Raw genomic sequence first — 20977 nt, forward strand, 5'->3', positions numbered from 1 at the left:
CGACCGGTGGCGCAACACCTGCAGGATTGTGGTGCGCGTGTCCGACTTCTCGAGTGCAACGGTTGCAAGGTCTATCGCTCCTTGCGGTTCCACCCACTCGCGATAGAAGCTCGTTGCCAGGAAATCCGCCTGAGGCATGATGTCGGCTACGCCGATCGTCTGCTCCGCCACGAGCGTAAAATGGCGATCGAGCAGAGGGTCCAGCTCCACATATCGGTCGCGATAAAGCTGGCGGAAGCGGGATTCGGTGCCAAAATGCTCGTGGATCTCGATCGAGAGCCTGGCTCTGTCCCTGGACAGGATGGTCGCGGCACATCCGCCGACGAAATGCGAAACCTGTTCCAGCACCCCGCTGCGCAGCGCGGGATCGACCGCGGCGTCGTAGATCTCGCCGACAAGGGACGAGAATCGATTTGCGTGGAGGATTGTCATCGGCCGGACGACGCAATCTGCGTATGGCTCGGGCGCGCGAGAAAGATCGCGATCCGGGGACTGGCGAAGGAGACGGGCCGTTCAATGGCCGCCTTCGACGGGGAGAAAACGTTGCAACGAAATGCTGGAATATCGAACATCGTCCTTGCGTAACGTCAACCGCAGGATGCGGCTTGGACGTTTTCGCCAAAGACTAGGATAAATGCGAACAGCGCGCGGACTGTATGCGATGAGTCACGCGTGCGATGCGTCAGGCAGCGCGCGCACCGCAGAACCCTGTCGCCACCGATCCCGCCGGCCTCGCATTCGGCTCCGGCAATTTACTTGCGATTCTCCTCGCAGAATTTCAATGCCGCCAGCGCTTCACCGGCACGCGGCACCTGCATCTCGATGCTGTCGTCGTCATCGTCCTCGAAATCGAGCGAGAGACGCTTGGCCCTGGACAGCCGGTCCATCATGGACTGATCGTATTCGAAGATGCCGCGAACGGTGGTCTTGTCCATGACCTCCCACTTGGCCTTCTTCATGATATCGGCGTCATCGGTGCCGACATCGGCCCGGAGGATCTCGCCCACCTTGTCCCACTCCCAGCCGTCATAGATCATGACGATGACGATAGCTTTCTCGGAATAGGTGACGACGATGACGTAGTCCCGGTTCTCGTCTTCCTTGTCCTTGTAGCCGCGGCTCGCATTGCAATGCGCGTCCTGCGTACGCTTTTCGATGGTCCAGTCGCCGACCTTGGATTGTTGCGCCTGCACCGGTCTTGCGGTCAAAGCGACGGCACTCAAGGCGCCGGCCAGCAGCCCGGCGGCGAGAAGAGGTCGTTTCATGTCAGCCTCCAGCGTGTTCCCCGGACCGAGATGACCACCTCTGCCGGTGACCCGCAAGGGCTTCAGGCGGTTGCGTAGGGCGCCGACCCTGCCCTACTCCCGCCGGGGCACGATCGCGATCGGGGTGAAGGTGTAAACCTCCTCGCCGTTCTGGTTGAACATGGTCCATTTCACCAGTGCGATACCCTGCGGCTTCGACTTCGACGGCGTCAGGCTCATGACCTCCCCGACCAGATGCAGGCGGTCATCGGGCCGTACCGGGATGGTCCAGCGCAGCCCGTCGACGCCGGCGCCGATCAACGGATGCGGGCCGAACGGGCGGGTCTGGATCGCGAGGCTCATGGCAATCGCGGCGGTGTGCCATCCCGAGGCAGCGAGACCCCTGAACAGGGTCTGCTTGGCGGCTTCGTGGTCGAGATGCATCGGCTGCGGATCGAACTCGGCCGCGAACCGCTTGATGTCGGCCTCGGTGACGTGAACTTCGGGGGATTTGAACTGCATTCCAATGGTGAGATCGTCGAACCACTCGACCTGCGCCATGATTTCGCCTCGCAACGTGATGCGCCGCCTCGCGGCTAATGGGATTGAGCAAGAGCGGGATGTAGCGGCTCCGCAGCGCACAAACCAGCCCGGGGTTCCCCAAGAAACCCGTTTCCAGATGCGACGAAACACGCCTGAAACAGATGGTCGGTTATCTCGTTGTCAAAAGCATACAGGGACGGCCACCATGCAATTCTTCCTCAACCTGATCTGGGATTATTCCTGCTGTCAGCACCTCGTCTCCCTGCCGCCGCAGGAGGACGAGTTATGATCGAGCTGATCTCAGCCTTGCTCGCGCTTTGCAGCGTCGGCGTTTTTGCAGCGCACGCGGTGGATGCCTATCGCTCCACCCATTACTGATAGCCACGCCCTAGAACGGCCGGCGGTAGAAGTGCTCCGAATGCGTCGCTGGCGGAAACCTGTTGGCGAGCGCGAGAGCTCCCCTTTCGTCGGTTTCGAGCGCGATCTTCTGTGCGAGCATCACGTCGCCGGGAACGAGAAAGCCTGACGGGACGAAGCACCACCCCATCGTCGCATTTCCGGCCTCGTCGATCTCATGGACGTTGGCGGCGGTGCCATAATGGATGCGATAGGTCTTGCCGGTATCGCCGCCGACGACATCGAAATACCGGTGCTGCTCGAATTGGGCGCGCTGCGCCGGTGACAGCCATTCGGCCAGGAGCCGGCGACCGCGAGCATCCGGCGTGTTCTCGCCGAAAAAGCGCCGATAGAGTTCGCGGAGCGCATGCAGACGCGCACGCGCCGGCCCACGGAGCCAAACTGCCGCGATCATGAGCAGCTCAGATCAACCGCCAACCAGGCGGGGATAGAACAGCGTTTCCTGCGCGGTCGAGTCAAACGATCGGATCCGGGTGACTTCGCCAGGTCCGGTTCGCAGCGCGGCGGTGAAGCCCGCTCCGGTCAGCTCCCGAAAGCGCCGCTCGGCTCGCGCCAGCGCTTCGGCATTGCCAGGATCAAACTCGTGGCGCGTGTCGCCAGTCTGGTCCATCACGATCTGGGTTGCCATGTTGAGTCTCCTCATGCCCAGCCCTGTTCGATCAAAGCAAACCTCGTGCCGTCGGTTCCAGTTGGCAACAACTTTCTCTTGCCGGCGCATCACGCCTTGCTGAGCAGGAGCGTTCTCAAGCGAAGTGGATGCCGGTTCGCATAAAGCAAACGCGCCAAAACCAAGAAGCTTGAGCCCCTTCGAAACGCGGCTCTGGTCAGCGCGAGGCGGCCGTACCTCCGCCCTCGTCGATCTGCCGTCCCATCAGGGCGATCGCTTTCTGATAAACGCCGGCGGCATTCCAGGCTTCGATGGCAGCGAAATTCGGCTCGCCCGGCTGGTAACCCGCTCCTGCACGCCAGCCATGGGCCTTGAGGAAATTCGCCGTCGAGTTCAGCGCATTGGCGGCAACTTCGAGATTGCCGGTGCCGTAGGCCAGGATGTTCTTGGGCATGAACTGGGTCTGACCGACTTCGCCGTGCATCGAGCCGCGGGTTGCCCCCGACAGCGTGCCGCGATCGATCAGCTTCAGCGCCGCATAGAGCTGCTCAGTGAAGAATTCGGGACGGCGGCAGTCATAGGCGAGCGTCGCGATCGAAGAGAGCATGTTCTGGTTGCCGCGCTGGCTGCCGAACCCGGTCTCCATGCCCCAGATCGCGATCAGCGGCCCCGGCGGGACGCCATAGCGCTGCTGGATCGAGGTGAACAAGGCGGCTTGCGACTGCTTGAGCTGGCGACCCTTGGCAACGATGGTGGTGGCGCCGCGCTTGGCGAGGAACTGGTCGAGCGTCAGCGAGAAGCTGCGCTGGCCACGGTCGGCCGCGATGGTGGCACTGGCGTAATTGGTCTGCATTAGCGCCGAGAGCGCAGTCTGGCCGACGCCCTTGCCCTGCGCCTCCGCGCTGAACTCGCGCTTCCAGGCCTCGAAGCCGGCCGACGAACTGCCGCATTGCGCGGCGTGGGCGGCGGGCGCCAGGCAGCCGAGCAGCGTCATCGCCCCAAAAACCGCCGCAGTTCTGCCCCTGATCATGTCCGACGTCCTCTCCCTGGGTGATCCAATGCCCGAGCTTACCCGGACGAAGGCGCCGACTCCATGGCGTGATCATACGACAGTTCCAGTCCATCCAAATTGCCCTCCTGGCGCCACTTGTCCAGCAGCCGCAGGAATGCCACCGGCCCGCGCCAATACTGGCTGTTTCTCGCCGCGATCGGATCGAACACGCCTTCATTGTTGTAATAGCCGGGCGTGCATTCGGCGAGATAGGTCTGGCGGCCGAGCGCAGCTTTGACCACCTCCTCGACCCAGGCGTTCTCGGCATCGAGCGTCGGCTCCAGCGTCCGGGCTTTGCGCTTGCGCGCCTCGGCTATCACATAGGCGATGTGCTGCGACTGCTCGTCGATGATGTGCGGGAAGTTGGCGCTCTGGCCGGCCTGCACCATGACGATCAGGAAGCAATTCGGGAAGCCGCGACTGTAGAAGCCGTGCAGCGTCTTGACGCCATCGCGCCAGCGCGCCGACAGGCTCACGCCGTCACGGCCGTAGACCTCAAAGCCCATGCGGCGGGCGTAGTCGGTGCCGACCTCGAAGCCGCTGGCATAGATCAGGCAGTCGAGCTCATAAGCCCTGCCGTCGACCACGACCGCGTTCTCGGTGATGCGCTCGACGCCCTGTCCCCTGGTGTCGACGAGATGCACGTTGGGACGATTGAAGGTGTCGAGATATTCGTCGTGGAAACACGGCCGTTTGCAGAATGCCTTGTACCAGGGTTTCAACGCCGAAGCCGTCGCCTCATCCTTGACGATCGCATCGACGCGCGCTCGGATCTCTTCCATCTTGCGATAATCGGCCTGCTCGATGACCTTGAGCGCCTCCTCGATCGAAGTCACCGGCTGCGGCTGGCGGCGCGGCGCCAGCAGGATCTCGCCGAGCAGGCCGGTCCAGCCGTCCTGCACCAGATCCTGTTCGAATGGCTCGCCCGAGATCACGGCGGTGAAATTGTCCATGCGTTCGCGCTGCCAGCCGGGCCTGAGCCCCTGCGCCCAGCTCTGATCCGTCGGGCGGTCGTCGCGCACGCCGATCGCCGACGGCGTACGCTGGAAGACGTAGAGCTCCTTGGCCGAGCGGCCGAGATGCGGCACACATTGCACGGCGGTGGCCCCGGTGCCGATGATACCGACGCGTTTGTCGCCAAGACCACTTAGATCACCTTCGGCCGTGCCGCCGGTGTAGGCGTAATCCCAGCGGCTGGTGTGGAAGCTGTGTCCCTTGAAGCTTTCGATACCGGGAATGCCCGGCAGCTTCGGACGGCTCAGCGGGCCGCCAGCAAGGATGACGAAGCGCGCGCGGATGCAATCACCGCGATCTGTCTCGACCAGCCAGCGTGCCTCCTGCTCCCGCCATTCCATGTGGGTGATGACGGTCTGAAACAGCGCGCGCTCATAGAGGCCGAAATGACGGCCGATGCGGCGCGAATGCTCGTAGATCTCGGGGGCTCGCGCATATTTGCGCACCGGCATGTAGCCGGTCTCTTCCAGCAACGGCAGGTAGATGTAGCTCTCGGTATCGCAGGCCGCGCCAGGGTAGCGATTCCAGTACCAGGTGCCGCCGAAATCGGCTGCCTTTTCCACGACCCGGAAATCATCGATGCCAGCTTCGCGCAGTCGCGCGCCGCACAGAAGGCCGCCGAAGCCGCCGCCCACGATCAGCACCTCGGTCTGTTCGCTGACGGCCTCGCGGGCAAATCCGGAATTGGCCCAGGGATCGTCGAGATAGCGCCCGAACTCGCCGGTCACTTCGACATATTGCGCCTTGCCTTCGGCGCGCAGGCGGCGATCGCGCTCGTCGCGATAGCGCGCACGGAGTGCGGCAATGTCGATTGTAGATTCGCCGGCTGCACCGGTCTTGTGTCTTTGCGCTGTCATCCGTTTCCTCCCCCGGCGGACACTGCTTCGCCGGCAGCTCGCATCACTTAGCCCTGAAAAAGTGACGCATGCAATCGCGTCTCTCGCTTTTTGCGTGAACGTCGCGTGGCGTTCCGCTAACCTCAAGCGCACATCACAAGCGTACGTCATGCAGCGACATGGCGGTCCGGAGGAGACGATGCAGGGATTGATGATGGATATGCCGCTCCTGATCAGCGGCCTGATCCAGTATGCCGCCGACTATCACGGCGAGGCTGAGGTCGTCGCTCGCGAGATCGAAGGCGACATCCATCGCTATACCTATGCCGACGCCCATCCGCGCATCAAGCGCATGGCGTTGGCGCTCGAGAGGCTCGGCATGATGTCCGGTGACCGCGTCGGCACGCTGGCCTGGAATACGCACCGGCATTTCGAGATGTTCTACGCCGCGCCGGGCATGGGATATGTGCTGCACACCATCAACCCGCGGCTGTTTCCCGAACAACTCGTCTACATCGTCAATCATGCCGAGGACCGGCTGCTGTTCATCGACCGTGCCACGCTGCCGATCGTGGAGGCGATCGCGCCGCAGCTCACATCGATCGAAGCCTATGTCGTGATGTGCTCGCGCGAGCGGATGCCGCAGACCAAGCTTGCCAACGTGCATTGCTACGAGGAGCTGCTGGAGAACGAGAACGACGCCGGCTTCGCCTGGCCGGAGTTCGACGAAAAATCGGCGTCCACCATCTGCTACACCTCCGGCACGACGGGCAATCCGAAGGGCGTGATCTATTCGCACCGCGCCGCGATCCTGCAAACCATGGTCTCCTGCAATTTCGACTTCCTGCCCGGGCACCTGGAAGGCGTGCGCGAGGTGATGATGCCGATGGCGCCGCTGTTCCACGGTAACGGCTGGAACATGCCGTTCACCGCGCCCTATACCGGCTCGAAGCTGGTGCTGCCCGGCCGCAATTACGAGCCCGACAAGCTTTATGAACTGCTCGAAGGCGAGAAGGTGACGCTGTCGGCGGGCGTACCGAGCTTCTGGCTGATCCTGCTCGACTGGCTCGGGCGCACCGGCAACAGGTTCTCGACACTTCGTGCAACATTGTCGTCGGGCTCGGCGCCGCCGCGCGCTATGGTCGAGAAGCTCAAGCGCGAATATGACATCGACTACGTCCAGGCCTGGGGCATGACTGAAGCCTTGGGCTGCTCGATGCCGGGCTTGCGGCCGGGCTCCGAGCATCTCGACGACAAGGAGAAGTTCGAGCGCCGCCAGGTGTCCGGCCGCGCCTGTTTCGGCACCGCCTTGCGCATCGTCGACGACGGCGGCAACGAGCTGCCGCGTGACGGCAAGAGCGTCGGCCATCTGCGCGCGCGGGGACCGTGGGTTGCGTCCGGCTACATGAAACTCGACGAAGGCCTCGACCGCGACGGCTGGCTGATCACCGGCGACATGGCCGTAATCGACCCCCAGGGCCACGTCACGCTGACCGACCGCTCCAAGGACGTGATCAAGTCCGGCGGCGAATGGATCTCCTCGATCCAACTCGAGGACGTGGCCTTGTCTCACCCCGATGTGCTGCAAGCCGCCGTGGTCGCGATCAACCATGAGAAATGGCAGGAGCGGCCGCTGCTCCTCGTCGTCCGCAAAAAGGGCGCGACCGTCGACGGCAAGACGTTGCTCGACCACATGCGTCCGAAAATCGCGAGCTGGTGGATGCCTGACGCCGTCGAATTTCTGGACGAATTCCCGATGACCGGCACCGGCAAGGTGCTCAAATCGGCGCTGCGCGAGAAATTCAGGGAGTATCGCGTCGCTTGAGCCGATCGTGCACCGGCCTGTCTGTCGATCGAGGAGACCAAAGATGCTCTACCCGATGTCCCCCAAAGTCGTCGAGCTCATGCGCAAGCTCGACAGTTTCATCGATCGGCACATCTATCCCAATGAGGAGCGCTTTTATCGCGAGGCGGAGGAGCTGGGACCGTGGAAGGTCTATCCGGTCGTCGAGGAGCTGAAGCCGCGGGCGCGCGCTGAAGGCCTCTGGAACCTGTTTCTGCCGGACTCCGGCCACGGTGCCGGCCTGACCAACCTCGAATATGCCCCGCTCTGCGAGGTCATGGGCCGCTCGCATCTCGCACCCGAAGTCTTCAACTGCTCGGCGCCCGACACCGGCAACATGGAGGTGCTGGAGCGCTATGCCACGAAGGAGGACAAGGAGCGCTGGCTGAAGCCGCTGCTCGCAGGCGAAATCCGCTCCTGCTTCGCCATGACCGAGCCTGCCGTCGCCTCTTCCGATGCGACCAACATCGAAAGCTCGATCGTTCGCGAGGGCGACCATTACGTCATCAACGGCCGCAAATGGTACACCACCAATGCGACCGACCCGCGCTGCAAGATCTGCATCTTCATGGGCAAGACCGATCCCGACAATGCTGACCGCCACAAGCAGCAATCCATGATCCTGGTGCCGATGGACACTGCGGGCGTCGAGGTCAAGCGCCCCCTGCCCGTGTTCGGCTTCTATGGTGTGCCCGACCGTGCCTCTGAGGTCGTCTTCACCGATGTGCGCGTGCCCAAAGAGAACATGCTGCTCGGCGAGGGCCGCGGCTTCGAGATCGCGCAGGGACGCCTCGGCCCGGGGCGCATCCACCATTGCATGCGGCTGATCGGGCTCTCCGAGCGCACGCTGGAGAAGATGTGCCGGAGGGTGCGCAGCCGCATCGCCTTCGGCAAGCCGGTCTCCGAGCAGACGGTGACGCAGGAACGCATTGCAGAAGCCCGGATCATGATCGAGCAGGCGCGGCTGCTGACGCTCAACGCCGCCTACGCGATGGACACCGTCGGCAACAAGGTGGCGAAAGCGGAGATCGCGATGATCAAGGTCGCCGTGCCCAACATGGCCTGCCAGATCATCGACTGGGCGATCCAGGCCCACGGCGGCGGCGGCACGTCGAACGATTTCGGATTAACCCAGGCCTATGCGACCGCGCGCTTGCTGCGGCTTGCGGATGGGCCGGACGAGGTGCACAGGAACCAGATCGCGCGGTTCGAGCTGAAGAAATATTCGAATGAGTAGGACGAAGCATTCCGCTCGTGCGGCTCGCTCTCTTTCCTTCTCCCCTTGCGGGAGAAGGTGGCGCGAAGCGCCGGATGAGGGGTCTGCTTCCGCGGAGACAAACCCCTCACCCCAGTGAGTCTGCATCAACCAGCGGAGCTGCCCTCTCCCGCAAGGGGCGAGGGCACGCTGACACGCAGCCCGATTACAACCAGCGCCGTGGCGCCCTCACTCAATTCACCACGTACACATCGGGATCGAAGCTGGAGCTCGGCTTCTTGAAGGCGTTGCGCAAGGCGCCCGACATCGGGACGTTGTAGTTGAGGCCGTTCGGCGGAGTCGGCGATTCCAGCCACTTCTTGTAGAGGACCTCGATCTCCTGGCTGGCGTACAGCTCCGCAGTCGCGCGATCGGCGAGCGCCTTGAATGGAGCGTCCTCTCGCCGCAACATGATCCCGTAAGGCTCGGGCTTCGAGAACGTCTCCTCACTGATCATGAAGAGCTGTGGTTCCTTCGAGCGCGCGATCGCCACCGCGAGCTGCACGTCGTCGAGCGCGTAGGCCTGGGCGCGATCGGTTTCCAGCAGCAGGAAGGCTTCGGCCTGGTCCTTGGCCGGCATCACATTGATGCCCAGATTGCGCTCGGTGTTGACCTTGGCGAGCTGTGTCAGGTTGACCGAGCCGGCCACCGCCGTCACCGCTCTGCCCTTGAGATCGTCGATGGTGTTGATCTTTGCGGCTTTCTTGGCCGCAAATCGCGTTGCGCTGAGGAAGTGCGTGTTGGTGAAGGCGACCTGCTTCTGGCGATCGGCATTGTTGGTGGTCGCCGAGCAATGCAGGTCGAGCGTCCCGTTGACCATTAGCGGAATCCGGTTCGACGACGTCACGGCGAGGGTGTCGACGGCGATGTCGGGCATACCGAGCTGCTTCTTCACGGCATCCACGATCCTGAGGCAGATATCCATGGCAAAGCCGACCGGCTTCTGGTTGCCGTCGAGATAGCTGAACGGGACCGAGGCCTCCTGGTAGCCCAGCGTGATCTTCTTGGTCTCTTTGACCTTCTGAAGCGTACCCGACAGGTCTTCGGCGGAGGCGGCAGTTGCAAGGCATGTGAGGGCCAGGACAACGGTGGGTAAACGCATCGGGAACTCCTCGAGGAGGCTTGTGCCCCCATGCCGGGCGCAGCAATCGCACCGTTGATAGCGCAGGCGCGCGGCAGCCGCCACACGAGCTTGCATCTATCAGGTATCGCGGCTTGCGATATGGTGGACCGGCCTTTTGTCCCCCTGGAGTCGGGGCGCTCAAGCGCCAGGATGGCTGTTACGCGTCGATGCCGCGCTGGACCAGGATCCGCTCGGCGCTGTCGTTCCAGACGTCCATCTTGGTGATCTGGCCATTCCGCACCACGAAGCGGTCGACATAGCGGTTGCCCTCGAACGCGGACCCATCCATCCATTCGCCGTAGAGCGTGCCGACGCTATAGACCACGGTCTCGCCGTCGCCGGGGCAGACGTCGAAACGGTCCATCTTCTTCTTGACCCAGCGGTAGCGCTTGGCGTTGAAAGCGGTCGGGCCGCGCGGATGATCGAACTCGCGCCCACCGGTAAAGGTGATCACCGTGCCCGGCGCCATATAGGCAGCCGCGGCGTCCGGATCGAGGATCATCGACGCCGTGAGATAGGCTTCCACGATCTCGGCGTCGGACGACGGACCGGCTTCGGCTTTTGCGGCAGCGGACATGGCTCATTCTCCAGGGCTTGCGGAATACTAACGCCGCTCTCGGGGAATACGTGCATATATTTTGAACATTTCCGTCGCTAGACTGCCGACAATCTGGAGCCGCCAAACGCGGCCGAATGCACTAAATTCCTTCCGCAAGAGCCATGACCGCCCAATCCGCCTTTGACCTTATCTTTCGCAACGCCTTGCTGCGTGGTGCCGCCGACCCGATGGACATCGGCGTCACGCGCGGCCGGATCACCGCCATCGAACCGACGCTCGCTTGCGAGGCCGCCGAAGTCGATGTCGGCGGACGCCTCGCCCTGCCCGGCTTCGTCGACAGCCACATCCATCTCGACAAGGCCTGCCTGCTCGGCCGCTGCGGGCATGATCACGGCAGCGTCTCCGAAGCGATCCGCGCCGTCTCCGAGATGAAGAAGGGTTTCTCGGTCGAGGACGTCTACGCGCGCGGCGCCCGGGTACTCGAACGTGCTATCGTCCACGGCACCACGCGCATGCGAACCCACGTCGAGATCGATCCCCGCATCGGATTGCGCGGCTTCGAGGCGGTGAAGGCGCTGAAGCGTGACTATGCCTGGGCGATCGACCTGTCGCTCTGTGTCTTTCCGCAGGAAGGCCTCACCAACGATCCCGGCAGCGAGGAGCTTCTGATCCAGGCGCTGCGCGATGGTGGGGAGGTGATCGGCGGCTGCCCCTACACGGACACCGACCCGAACGCCCATCTCGCACGCATCTTCGACCTCGCCGAGGCGTTCGACCTGGACGTCGATCTCCATCTCGATTTCGATCTCGATCCCTCCTGGTGGCACCTCGACGAGGTCTGCCGGCAGACCGAGCGGCGCAACTATGGGGGGCGCGTGGCAATCGGCCACGCCACGAAACTCTCCGCACTGCCACCGGAGCGGCTGAGGGCCGCCACCGCGCAGCTGGCCAAGGCTGGCGTTGCCGTCACCGTGCTGCCGGCAACCGATCTGTACCTGATGGGGCGGGAAGCGACCCACAACGCGCCACGCGGGCTGACGCTCGCCCACAAGCTCGCCGCCGACGGCGTGCTGTGCTCGATCGCGACCAACAACGTGCTCAATCCCTTCACGCCGTTCGGCGATGCCTCACTGCTGCGAATGGCGAATTTCTACGCCAACGTCGCGCATGCCTCGGTGAACGACTTCGATACCTGCCTTGATCTCGTGACCGAGCTGCCGGCGCGGCTGATGAACCTTGGGGATTACGGCATCAAGGTCGGAAACCCCGCCGATCTCATCGTGCTCGATACGCAAGACAGCCGCTTCGCCGTCGCCGAGCTGCCGGATGTCGTAATGGGCTTCAAGAGCTGCCGGCAGACTTTTGCGCGGCAACGGCCCACTGTGTTCCGCCCCGGCTCCTGAGCCGCTCTGGACGCATATCTGCATTGAAGCGGGGCGAATTGCCGCGTTTTTTCCGTTAGATGTTACCGTCGATCGTTCTCATGTTCCGAATCCGGTAGAATACCGGATAGTCGATCGGCGCTGATTGCCGATAGCTGAGCATATTGCCAGTCCCGCGGTGCCGTTCAAAGCAGAACCTGCACTGAAGTCTGCATTCAACGGGGAAGCATCGACATGTTCAGCGCATTCAGCAGCATCGACCATCACGCCATTCGAGCGAGAACGCCCGGCGAGGCCGCTATAAAACGGCTCGACGGCATCGGGCATGTCCTGTCAAACCTCGATCTGGTGAGCATCCGGACCCAAGATGACTTGACGCGCATGCTCCTGACGCTCGATACCGCCGACAAGTGTATTCGATCGATCCGCGCAGAATTCCGGACCGAAGTCGCGAACGATCGGCTGGCCCGCAAGGCCGAAGACCTGATGGCGCTGATCGAACGCACCCGCGACGAACTCACTGGCTCTCGCACGGCGAAGTCCTGAGCAGGAGCCGCCCTATTTCTCGCGATTGATCTTCGCCAGGATTCGGTCCGCCTCGGTGCGCCAGTCAGCGTTGCGGGCGAACTCCTTGGTACCCTTCGTTCCGAACAGGCCCTCGTCGGCGAGGTCCGCCACCCAGGCCTGCCGCTCGGCGGTGCCCTGCGCGGACCACGGCGTCAGCCCCGCTTCACGCACGGTCTCGGCGACCTCGCGTACTTCCTCGGCGCGGCGGCGGCCATGCTCGATCACACGCTGGAAGCAATAAGCACCCTGCTTCTCCCAATCGATCATGGGAAAGGTTTCCGCCAGCGAAGCCAGTACCGCATCCTCGACGCCATAGGCGCGCGCGGTAGTGAAGCTTTCGATCACCATGGCCTCCAGGCCCTTGATCATGATGCTGCGACACATCTTCACCGCCGATGAAACCCCGAGCTTGTCGCCCGCAACCTTGGCCGCAAAACCCATCCCGTTCAAAAGCGGCTCCAGCTCCCTGGCCCCGGGACCGCCGAGCAGCAGCGGCACCTTGATGCGATAAGGCGGCACCGACGTCATAACCGCGCCCTCGACATAACGTCCGGCGGCGCCATCAATCAGCGCGGCAGCGCGCTGCTTGGCGGCGGGAGACGCCGAATTGAAATCCAGGAACCAGGTGCCCTGATTGATCGCGGCCGCGCAGGCCTTTGCCACCGGCACGGCCTGGCTCGCGGTGACCGCGGAGATGATGAAATCGGACTTGGCGGTCAGCTCGGCGTGCGAGGCTGCGAGCCCCACACCGAATTTTTCAGCATGCTCGTGCAGCGAACCACCCTGCTCGCCCGCGAGCTTGATGTCAAAGGCTGTGACCTTGATGTCCTGCTGGCGCAAATCCTCGGCCAGAATCCTGCCGACCTCGCCATAACCGACCAGCCCGACCTGCCATCGCTTGGGATCGCCCGCCATCAGTTCAGTCCTCGCGTTGTTGCGTCGAACAGGTCCTCAACCGCATAGCGGCGCGGGATCAGCGCCTGCTGGAACGCGTAGTCGACGATCAACTCCAGCGACCTTCTGTTCGCTTCGATTCCGAACGGAACCAGGTCCGGCGTTGCCGCAGGCCCCGCCTGCGCCTTATTTTGCTTGAGGAGATCATAAATGCCCGAAACTACGTCAGGACGCGATTTCGCTAGCTGCTCGGTCACGACCACGAGATGGTTGACCGGCACGACGCCGCGGCGCGCGTACCATATGGCGGCTTCCGCGGCCGGATCGGGGAACAGCGGCCTCAGCTTGGGATCGTTCGAGGCCTCACCAAGGACGACGTCGAGCTCGCCGTCGAGCAGCATCTGAAGGATCTTCTTGTGCTTCGGCGCGCGCTCGGTGGTGTCGACATATTCGGCGACATGCGGGTCTTCGAACGTGACCCAGCGGATCTTGTCGAGGTTGACGCCGTAGTCGTTGGCGAGGATGCCCCTGATCCAGGCGCCGGTCGTGGTCGTGAACGAACGGATGCCGACGCGCTTGCCTTCGAGATCGGACGGCCCGAGAGTTCCCTGCGCAGAACTATAGAGCGCGTAGGAATGCTGAAAGCGGCCGAGCATTGTGGCAGGCAGCAGCACCAAGGGCTTGCCATGCGCCTTCGCCATCAGATAGGTGACGATCGCCATCTCGCAGACGTCGAAGGCTTGCTCGCGCACCATCGGTTTGAACGCAGTGTTGGTCGGCGTGTAATCGATGAAGTCGAGGTCGAAGCGGTTGGAGCGGAGCTCGCCGCTCTTCACCGCCTGGACATGGGGGTGACTGCCGAGCACGGCCTTCAGCTTGAGACGATCCATCGGCCCACTCCGCTGATTGTTTTAGACGTCCTCGGGATTGTCGACATAGACGAGCCCGGCCTTCGCCAAGGCCTCGCGCATGCTGTACATGTCGAGGCCCAGCTCGCCCGAAGCCAGCCGCTTGCGTTTGCCGCCTTCGTCCGCGTTGCGCTTCCTCGCCTTCTCGGCGACCTCGGCCGCGTAGCGCTTCGGCACCGCCACGACGCCGTCGTCATCGGCCACGATGATGTCGCCGGGATCGAGGTTGACGCCGGCGCAGACCACGGGGACATTGACCGAGCCGAGCGTCGCCTTCACCGTGCCCTTGGCCGAGACCGCGCGCGACCACACCGGAAAGTTCATCTCGTGCAGTGCCCTGACGTCGCGGCAGCCGGCATCGATGATCAATCCCTGCACGCCGCGCGCCTGCAGCGAGGTTGCGAGCAGCTCGCCGAACATGCCGTCGGTGTTGTCGGTGGTGCAGCCCACGACGAGGATGTCGCCCTTCGTGCACTGCTCGACCGCGACATGAATCATCCAGTTGTCGCCGGGCTGCGCCAGCACGGTGACGGCGGGGCCGGCGATCGCCGCGCCGGCCCAGACCGGCCGCAGATACGGCTTCATCAGTCCGAGCCGATCATAGGCCTCGTGCACAGTCGAGACGCCGTACTCCGCCATCCCAGCGGGATCGGCACGCTTGATGTTGCGAACGACGACCGGCTTCATGCCAACTCCTCCGCAACCGTCGGAAACAGCCGCTGATAGGCCTCGCCATACGTCATCGGCACACCGGTGTTACGGCTGCCCTGGATGCCGCGATTGAGTGCGACACGTTCGTAATAGCCCCAGAGATGTTTTTGCGCGGCGAGGATCTGGAACGACTCGTACTTCTCCTTCCAGACCTCGTCGATCTTGAGGAGCAGGTCCGGCTTGTAGTTGCATTGCTCCGGCTGGTGCGGCTCGAACAAAAACACCGGCGGGGCCGAATATTTGTACTGCGCGCCGGGCTTGTGGCCCATCGCCTGCGCGACCACGCGGGTTTCCTGCGCGAAATGCGCCGCGTTCGGATGGTCGAAATTATAGGGATCCTCCAGCGCGTGCGTCAGCACGAAGCTCGGATTGAGCTCGCGGTAGACGTCGACCATGCGGTCGAAATGCGCCTCGGCGAGCTTCAGCGGATAGTCGCCGCAGTCGAAGAACTCGATCTCGGCGCCGAGCAGCTTGGCCGCCCGCTCCGCCTCGTCCTTGCGACCGGCCTTGACCGATTCCAGCGTGGCGCCCTTCTCCTTCCAGGCGAACTGGCTCTCGCCGCGCTCGCCGAAGGACAAGCAGACGATCTTCATGCGATAGCCCTTCTTCGCATGCAGCGCGATGGCGCCGCCGGCACGCCAGACGAAATCGCCCGGATGGGCCGTGATCACGAGACCTGTTTTCATGGGACAAACTCCCCTCTATCGTTCGTCAACGTCATCGGTTCATCGAGTCGCGACAGCGGATTCCTCGCCGTCGAGCACGCGCTTCAGGCGGTCGCCATCGAGTGCGCCTTCCCATTTGGCAATCGCGATGGTCGCGACCGCGTTCCCGATCAGATTGGTTGGCGTCAGCCCCTGCGACATGAGGCGGTGGATGCCGAGCACGAGCGCCACGCTCGTCACCGGAATGCTGCCGGTGGCGGACAAGGTTGCCGCCAGCACGACGAAGGCGGCTCCCGCGATTCCCGCCGCGCCCTTGGAGGTCACGAGCAGGATCAGAAGCAGCTCGATCTGCTCGGCGAGCCCAAACGGCGTGTTGGTCGCCTGTGCCAGGAACACCGAGGCGGCGGCAAGGTAGAGGCAGGTGCCGTCGAGATTGAAGGAATAGCCGGTCGGGATCACCAGCCCAACGACGCTGCGCTCGCAGCCGGCCTGCTCCAGCTTGGTTAGCATCCGCGGCAGCACCGTCTCGGACGATGTCGTGGCGATGCAGATCAAGAGCTCTTCCCAGATGTAACGGATCAGCTTGAGCAGCGAGAAGCCACACAGACGCGCGACCGGGCCGAGCGCCACGATGATGAAGATCACGCAGGTGAGATAAAAGCCGCCGAGGAGCTTGCCCAGCGAGGCCAGCGAGCCGACGCCGAACTTGCCGACCGTGAAGGCGATGGCGCCGAAGGCGCCGATCGGCGCAGCCCACATCACGAATCCGACGATGGTGAATACCATCTTCGCGGCGATGTCGATGAGATAGACCAGCGGCGCGGCGCGCTCGCCGAGCTGCACCAGCGCAAATCCGCACAGTACGGCGATGAAGAGCACCTGGAGGATGTTGCCCTCGGCAAAGGCGCCGACGAACGTCGCGGGCACAATGTTTATCAGGAACGGCACAAAGCCGATCACGCCCGACTGCTTGACATAGGGCTCGATCGCGCTGGCATTGATGCTGGCGGGATCGATGTTCATGCCGACGCCGGGCTTGAGCAAGTTCACCGCAATGAGACCGATGATCAGCGCGATCGTGGTCATGATCTCGAAATAGACGATCGCCTTGACGGCGACGCGCCCGACACGGGCCATATCGGCCATATGCGCGATGCCATGGACCACCGTGCAGAAGATGATCGGCGCGATCAGCATCCGGATCGCCTTGATGAAGGCGTCGCCAAGCGGCTGCATCCTGGCGCCCCCCTCGGGATTGACGATCCCAAGCGCGATTCCGGCCGCCATGGCGATCAGCACCTGGATCCAGAGCTCCTTCCACCAGGCGCGGCCGCGCGGCTTGTCGATCGCGAGCGCCGTCATTGGTCGAACTCGAACAGCCGCGCTGGATTATCGACGAGGATCTTCTGCTGATACTCCGGCTCCGGCGCGAACAGCGGGATCAGGTCGACGAGATCGCCGTCGTTCGGCATCGCCTTGACATTGGGATGCGGCCAATCGGTGCCCCAGATGACGCGGTCGGGCGCCGTCTCGACAATTTTTCGCGCGAACGGCACGGCGTCGGTGAACGGCGGACCGGCCGATGACACCCGCTCCGAGCCGCAGATCTTGACCCAGCATTTCTCGTCGCGCTGCATCAGCTCGACCAGGATCTTGAACGGCAGCTGGTCGAGCCCTTCGGACGCCTTCACCCGTCCCATATGGTCTATGGTGTAGCTCAGCGGCAGCCTTATCAGCGTGTCGGCATGTTCAGGCAGGTCGATCGCATCGAAATGCAGATCAATATGCCAGCCGAGCGGTGCGACCAGCGCGACGATGCGGTCGAACACCTGCTTGTCCGGGACCCCGCCGAGATGGCGGACGAAATTGAAGCGGCAGCCGCGGAAGCCGCCCTCATGCAGCACGCGAAGCTCGCGCTCGGTGATGGTGTCGTCGATATTGGCAACCGCGCGATAGGCCCCGTTGCTCTGCGCGATGGCGTCAAGCGCCACCGTGTTGTCGGTGCCATGCACACTCGCATTGACGATGACGGCACGTCCAACGCCGAGCTTGGCATGCAGCGCGCGGAAATCCTCGAGCGGCGCATCCGGCGGCGTGTAGGAACGCTCCGGCGCGTAAGGGTATTTCGCGCCGGGCCCGAAGATGTGGCAATGCGCATCGCAAGACAGGTTCGGCAGTCTGAACTTCGGCGTGCGCGTGTCCGGATCGGGCGGCGGAATGGTCGGCGTGTACATCATTGCCATCGGATAAACCGCCGAACCAGATCGTGTCTTCAAGTCTTGCTGCTGACGACCGGCCGTCGCCGTGCTGGCGCCTGATCCAGCGCCGGCGCCTGGAACGCGGCCACGGTGGCTTGCACCAATTGCTCGATGGCACTTGCGGCATCGCTGCCGTCGGCCTCGCCGCGCGACAGGCGCGAGACGCGATCCGGCGTCACCAGCGAATAATAGAGTGCGCCAAGCAGGAAGTGGCTGCGCCAGACGATATCGGTGCGCGGAACGTGCGGCAGGCTTTCGTGAACAGCATCGATGAAGGCGTGGCTGGTGTCGTCAAAAGTCTGTGCGATGATCTTTCGCGCGACTTCATTGCCCTCCGCGGACATCACCGCGCGCAGCCGCGTGAACCGCGCCCCGCCCCCGGCAAGATCACTGCCCGAGGTGAAGGCCGGCACGACATAGGCCCGCACCACCGCTTCGAGCCGGTCCTGGAGATCGCGCACGCGCTTGGCGGCCGCGAGCAGCTCGGAACGGCGCAAATTCATTGGCCCGCAATGGCGCCGGTAGATCTCCAGCAGCAGGCCGTCCTTGGTCTTGAAATGATAGGTGACGCTGCCGGGATTGGCGCCGGCGGCCTGTGCGATATCGCGCACCGACACGGCGTTGAAGCCGTTGGTGGCGAACAGCTCCTCGGCCGCGGCGAGGATCGCCTCGCGCATGTTCGGCTTGCGGGCCGTTTCCTTGCTGGCGGGGTTGCGGATCATGTGATTTGTACTATCGTACAAAAGATCAGGTCTCGTCAACAAAAACCATGGATGACACCCGGAAAGGCCGAGAGACCGCCGCTGGGTGCAAAGGAGTGCTGGGAAATGCTGGGTTTCAACAAGACCATCAGCGGTCTGATGGTGGGCGCCGGTCTGCTGCTCGCGGGGACCGCCGCACAGGCCGACAAATATCCGAGCAAGCCGGTCCACATCCTGGTGCCTTATGCGGCCGGCGGCGCCGTCGACGTGCTCGCGCGCACCTTGGCTCAGGCGCTGGCCGGGACTTGGGGCCAGCAGCCGGTGATCGACAATCGTCCCGGCGCCGGCGGAATCGTCGCGTCCCAAGCGCTGACGCAGGCCGCGCCCGACGGCTACACGCTGATCCTCGTCGCGAGCGGCCATCCACTCAACCAGTTCATCTATCCGAGCGTGCCCTATGACACGTTCAAGGATTTCACCGCGATCAGCGAAGTCGCCTCCTCCCCGCTCGCGATCGTCGTGGCCAAGGACAGCCCCTATAAGACGCTCAGTGATCTCCTCATCGCGGCGAAGAAGGAGCCGGATAAGCTCTCCTACGGCATGTCCGGCAACGGCACCTCGGCGCACCTTGCCGGTGAGCTGCTGAAATACATGTCCGGCACCAAGATCGTCGCGATCCCCTACAAGGGCGGCGCCCCCGCGCTGACTGCCGTGATCGCCGGCGACATCCCGCTCAGCATCAATCCGCTTGCGGAGGCCATCAGCCAGATCGAAGGCGGCGCGGTGCGCGCGCTCGCGGTGACCTCGGCCGAACGCTCCAAGGCGCTGCCCAATGTTCCGACCGTCGCGGAGTCGAGTGTGCCGGGTTACGACGTCTCCGTCTGGTGGGGCGTTCTTGGCCCGGCAAAAATGCCGCCGGATATCGTGGCGAAGCTCGAAACCGATCTGAAGGCGGCGTTGCAGGACCCGAACGTACTGTCGACGCTCGGCAAGATCGGCGCGGCCCCGGTCGGCTCATCGTCGAGGGATTTCGGCGCCTACATGCATGCCGAGGCGACCAAATGGGAGCCGGTGCTGAAGGCCGCCGACATCCGCGCGCAGTGAGGTGCTTCGCATGAGGACCAGCGCGCTGGACACGATCCAGCGCCAGGCAGGCTTGCGCGGCGCCACGAAGGCCGACGCGCAAGTAGGTCAATTGCGTGCGCTCGCCCGCATCTTCTCCGGCGGCGCGGGACGCCGCACGAAATCGGCGTCATCGTCGCCTCCTCCCGACGGGATCAGGATCGCGCGCTCGCGCGGCAGCGCTTCCGGCATCTCGTCCCGGATGAAGGCGATGAGCTTCTCCCTCATCTCGCAGCGCAGGTCCCAGGACTGCGGCGCGTTCCTGGCGCTGACGAGGGCGCGGAGCTCGATGGTGCGAGCATCCGCGTCAACGACCTGGAGATTGACCACCTCGCCGTCCCAGAGCTTGGACTCCTTCACTGCTTCTTCCAGCCAGCGCCGGATCCGCGGCACGTCGGCACGATAATCGACATGAAACGCAATCACGCCGATCAGGGACGCAGTGTCGCGGGTCCAGTTCTGGAATGGCTTTTCGATGAAATAAGACAGCGGCACCACCATGCGGCGCCAGTCCCACAGCCGGATCACCACATAGGTCGCGGCGATGTCCTCGACCCAGCCCCACTCGTTCTCGATGATGACGGCATCCTCGATGCGGATCGGCTGGGTGATTGCGATCTGCATGCCCGCGATCAGATTGCTCAGCAGCGGCCGGGCGGCAAGACCAACGATGATACCGGCGGCACCGGCGGAGGCGAACAGGCTGACGCCGTATTGCCTGACCGAGTCGAATGTCATCAGCGCGGTCGACACCGTGATGATGACGATGATGATATCGGTGACGCGCTTGAAGACGCGGACCTGGGTGACGTGCTTGCGCGCGACAAAATTCTCGGTGACGTCGCGAAAGTTCTGGAGATACCGTGCCGCGCTCATATCCACGATCCGGATCGAGATCCAGCCGATCAGCGCAATGAAGGCGACGACGAACAGGCGCGTCAGCGGCGTGCGGAAGGCGTCGTCCAGCGGCGCGAGCGGCAGCACCAACGCTACGGCGGCAAGACTGAGGGCCAGCTGAGTTGGGCCCGCGGTGCGGGCGATGAACACGCTCACGAGCGGGAGGCGGGTTCCGAAGGCGCGGTTGAACAGCCAAACCGAAAGGCGATAGATCGACAGGGCGATCAGGATCGCGCCCAAGACTAGAGTGAGGCCGACGAACCACGACGGGATCCACCCGAACATCCTGTCGATGTCGGCCAAAAGGGTCTGCCAATCCATTAATGTCCCCGCATTGCATCCGCGCTTGCGTTCAACGCGTTTCAGCGTCGTTCGCTCCC

The 20977-nt window shown here is 63.5% G+C and carries 21 protein-coding genes and 1 pseudogene; 5 read left to right on the forward strand and 17 right to left on the reverse strand.

The features are described 5' to 3' along the window. From IVB32_RS14090 to IVB32_RS14120, 7 genes and pseudogenes are all read right to left on the reverse strand, one after another. Positions 1 to 432: pseudogene (locus IVB32_RS14090) on the reverse strand (LuxR family transcriptional regulator); the annotation flags it as partial. Between the two features lie 320 nt (positions 433 to 752). Further along, a complete protein-coding gene (locus tag IVB32_RS14095; protein WP_247297580.1) occupies positions 753 to 1265 on the reverse strand; it encodes a hypothetical protein in 513 nt (170 codons plus the stop codon). A gap of 93 nt (positions 1266 to 1358) precedes the next feature. Beyond that, a complete protein-coding gene (locus IVB32_RS14100) occupies positions 1359 to 1805 on the reverse strand; it encodes a MaoC family dehydratase (protein WP_247297582.1) in 447 nt (148 codons plus the stop codon). Positions 1806 to 2175: 370 nt separating this feature from the next. Then, positions 2176 to 2598 carry a hypothetical protein gene (locus IVB32_RS14105; RefSeq protein ID WP_018459285.1) on the reverse strand — a complete coding sequence of 141 codons (423 nt, stop codon included), beginning with the start codon at positions 2596 to 2598 and terminating at the stop codon, positions 2176 to 2178. Positions 2599 to 2610: 12 nt separating this feature from the next. Continuing rightward, entirely contained in the window at positions 2611 to 2832 is a 222-nt protein-coding gene (locus tag IVB32_RS14110; protein WP_085352772.1) for a hypothetical protein, read from the reverse strand. A 196-nt stretch (positions 2833 to 3028) separates the two neighbouring features. Continuing rightward, on the reverse strand, positions 3029 to 3841 hold the full coding sequence (locus tag IVB32_RS14115) for a lytic murein transglycosylase (protein ID WP_247297586.1): 813 nt from the start codon (positions 3839 to 3841) through the stop codon (positions 3029 to 3031). 38 nt (positions 3842 to 3879) lie between these two features. Continuing rightward, a complete protein-coding gene (locus tag IVB32_RS14120) occupies positions 3880 to 5733 on the reverse strand; it encodes an NAD(P)/FAD-dependent oxidoreductase (RefSeq protein ID WP_247297588.1) in 1854 nt (617 codons plus the stop codon). Between the two features lie 178 nt (positions 5734 to 5911). On the opposite strand from IVB32_RS14120, the gene IVB32_RS14125 reads away from it, so the two are divergent. Then, positions 5912 to 7537, forward strand: coding sequence for a long-chain fatty acid--CoA ligase (locus IVB32_RS14125; RefSeq protein WP_085396000.1), 1626 nt, complete (start codon positions 5912 to 5914; stop codon positions 7535 to 7537). A 43-nt stretch (positions 7538 to 7580) separates the two neighbouring features. Then, on the forward strand, positions 7581 to 8792 hold the full coding sequence (locus tag IVB32_RS14130) for an acyl-CoA dehydrogenase family protein (RefSeq protein WP_247410619.1): 1212 nt from the start codon (positions 7581 to 7583) through the stop codon (positions 8790 to 8792). Between the two features lie 211 nt (positions 8793 to 9003). On the opposite strand, the gene IVB32_RS14135 is transcribed toward IVB32_RS14130, so the two are convergent. Next, on the reverse strand, positions 9004 to 9912 hold the full coding sequence (locus tag IVB32_RS14135) for an amino acid ABC transporter substrate-binding protein (protein ID WP_085352769.1): 909 nt from the start codon (positions 9910 to 9912) through the stop codon (positions 9004 to 9006). A gap of 178 nt (positions 9913 to 10090) precedes the next feature. Then, complete coding sequence (locus IVB32_RS14140; protein ID WP_247370834.1) at positions 10091 to 10510, reverse strand: nuclear transport factor 2 family protein; 420 nt, start codon at positions 10508 to 10510, stop codon at positions 10091 to 10093. A 143-nt stretch (positions 10511 to 10653) separates the two neighbouring features. On the opposite strand from IVB32_RS14140, the gene IVB32_RS14145 reads away from it, so the two are divergent. Both IVB32_RS14145 and IVB32_RS14150 read left to right on the forward strand, forming a co-directional pair. Beyond that, a complete protein-coding gene (locus IVB32_RS14145) occupies positions 10654 to 11895 on the forward strand; it encodes an amidohydrolase family protein (RefSeq protein WP_247297591.1) in 1242 nt (413 codons plus the stop codon). Positions 11896 to 12108: 213 nt separating this feature from the next. Beyond that, entirely contained in the window at positions 12109 to 12420 is a 312-nt protein-coding gene (locus IVB32_RS14150; RefSeq protein ID WP_204510923.1) for a hypothetical protein, read from the forward strand. Positions 12421 to 12432: 12 nt separating this feature from the next. On the opposite strand, the gene IVB32_RS14155 is transcribed toward IVB32_RS14150, so the two are convergent. From IVB32_RS14155 to IVB32_RS14185, 7 genes are read right to left on the reverse strand one after another with little or no spacing between them, the layout of a single operon-like run. Continuing rightward, positions 12433 to 13356, reverse strand: coding sequence for an NAD(P)-dependent oxidoreductase (locus tag IVB32_RS14155; protein ID WP_247297593.1), 924 nt, complete (start codon positions 13354 to 13356; stop codon positions 12433 to 12435). After that, the gene (locus tag IVB32_RS14160; protein ID WP_085395883.1) at positions 13356 to 14225 is read right to left on the reverse strand and encodes an ABC transporter substrate-binding protein; all 870 of its coding nucleotides are present in this window, start codon (positions 14223 to 14225) and stop codon (positions 13356 to 13358) included. Before IVB32_RS14160 ends, IVB32_RS14155 begins: the two co-directional genes overlap by 1 nt. Positions 14226 to 14246: 21 nt before the next feature. Then, a complete protein-coding gene (locus IVB32_RS14165; RefSeq protein ID WP_204510921.1) occupies positions 14247 to 14930 on the reverse strand; it encodes a 4-carboxy-4-hydroxy-2-oxoadipate aldolase/oxaloacetate decarboxylase in 684 nt (227 codons plus the stop codon). Continuing rightward, complete coding sequence (locus IVB32_RS14170) at positions 14927 to 15640, reverse strand: PIG-L deacetylase family protein (protein ID WP_204510920.1); 714 nt, start codon at positions 15638 to 15640, stop codon at positions 14927 to 14929. Before IVB32_RS14170 ends, IVB32_RS14165 begins: the two co-directional genes overlap by 4 nt. A gap of 39 nt (positions 15641 to 15679) precedes the next feature. Next, positions 15680 to 16981 (reverse strand): C4-dicarboxylate transporter DctA, encoded by a 1302-nt coding sequence (gene dctA, locus IVB32_RS14175; RefSeq protein ID WP_247297595.1) that lies wholly within the window; start codon positions 16979 to 16981, stop codon positions 15680 to 15682. Next, positions 16978 to 17862, reverse strand: coding sequence for an amidohydrolase family protein (locus IVB32_RS14180; RefSeq protein WP_247297685.1), 885 nt, complete (start codon positions 17860 to 17862; stop codon positions 16978 to 16980). Before IVB32_RS14180 ends, dctA begins: the two co-directional genes overlap by 4 nt. A 29-nt stretch (positions 17863 to 17891) precedes the next feature. Continuing rightward, entirely contained in the window at positions 17892 to 18599 is a 708-nt protein-coding gene (locus IVB32_RS14185) for a TetR family transcriptional regulator (protein ID WP_085385611.1), read from the reverse strand. Positions 18600 to 18704: 105 nt separating this feature from the next. Here IVB32_RS14185 and IVB32_RS14190 point away from each other — a divergent pair, with 105 nt between their 5' ends. Further along, positions 18705 to 19682 (forward strand): tripartite tricarboxylate transporter substrate binding protein, encoded by a 978-nt coding sequence (locus IVB32_RS14190; RefSeq protein ID WP_247297598.1) that lies wholly within the window; start codon positions 18705 to 18707, stop codon positions 19680 to 19682. 87 nt (positions 19683 to 19769) lie between these two features. On the opposite strand, the gene IVB32_RS14195 is transcribed toward IVB32_RS14190, so the two are convergent. Next, positions 19770 to 20918: a mechanosensitive ion channel domain-containing protein gene (locus IVB32_RS14195; protein WP_018459302.1), complete on the reverse strand. Its 1149-nt coding sequence runs from the start codon at positions 20916 to 20918 to the stop codon at positions 19770 to 19772. Between the last annotated feature and the right edge of the window lie 59 nt (positions 20919 to 20977).

The organism is Bradyrhizobium sp. 23 (assembly GCF_023073295.1).
In the GTDB taxonomy this organism is placed as follows: domain Bacteria; phylum Pseudomonadota; class Alphaproteobacteria; order Rhizobiales; family Xanthobacteraceae; genus Bradyrhizobium; species Bradyrhizobium canariense_D.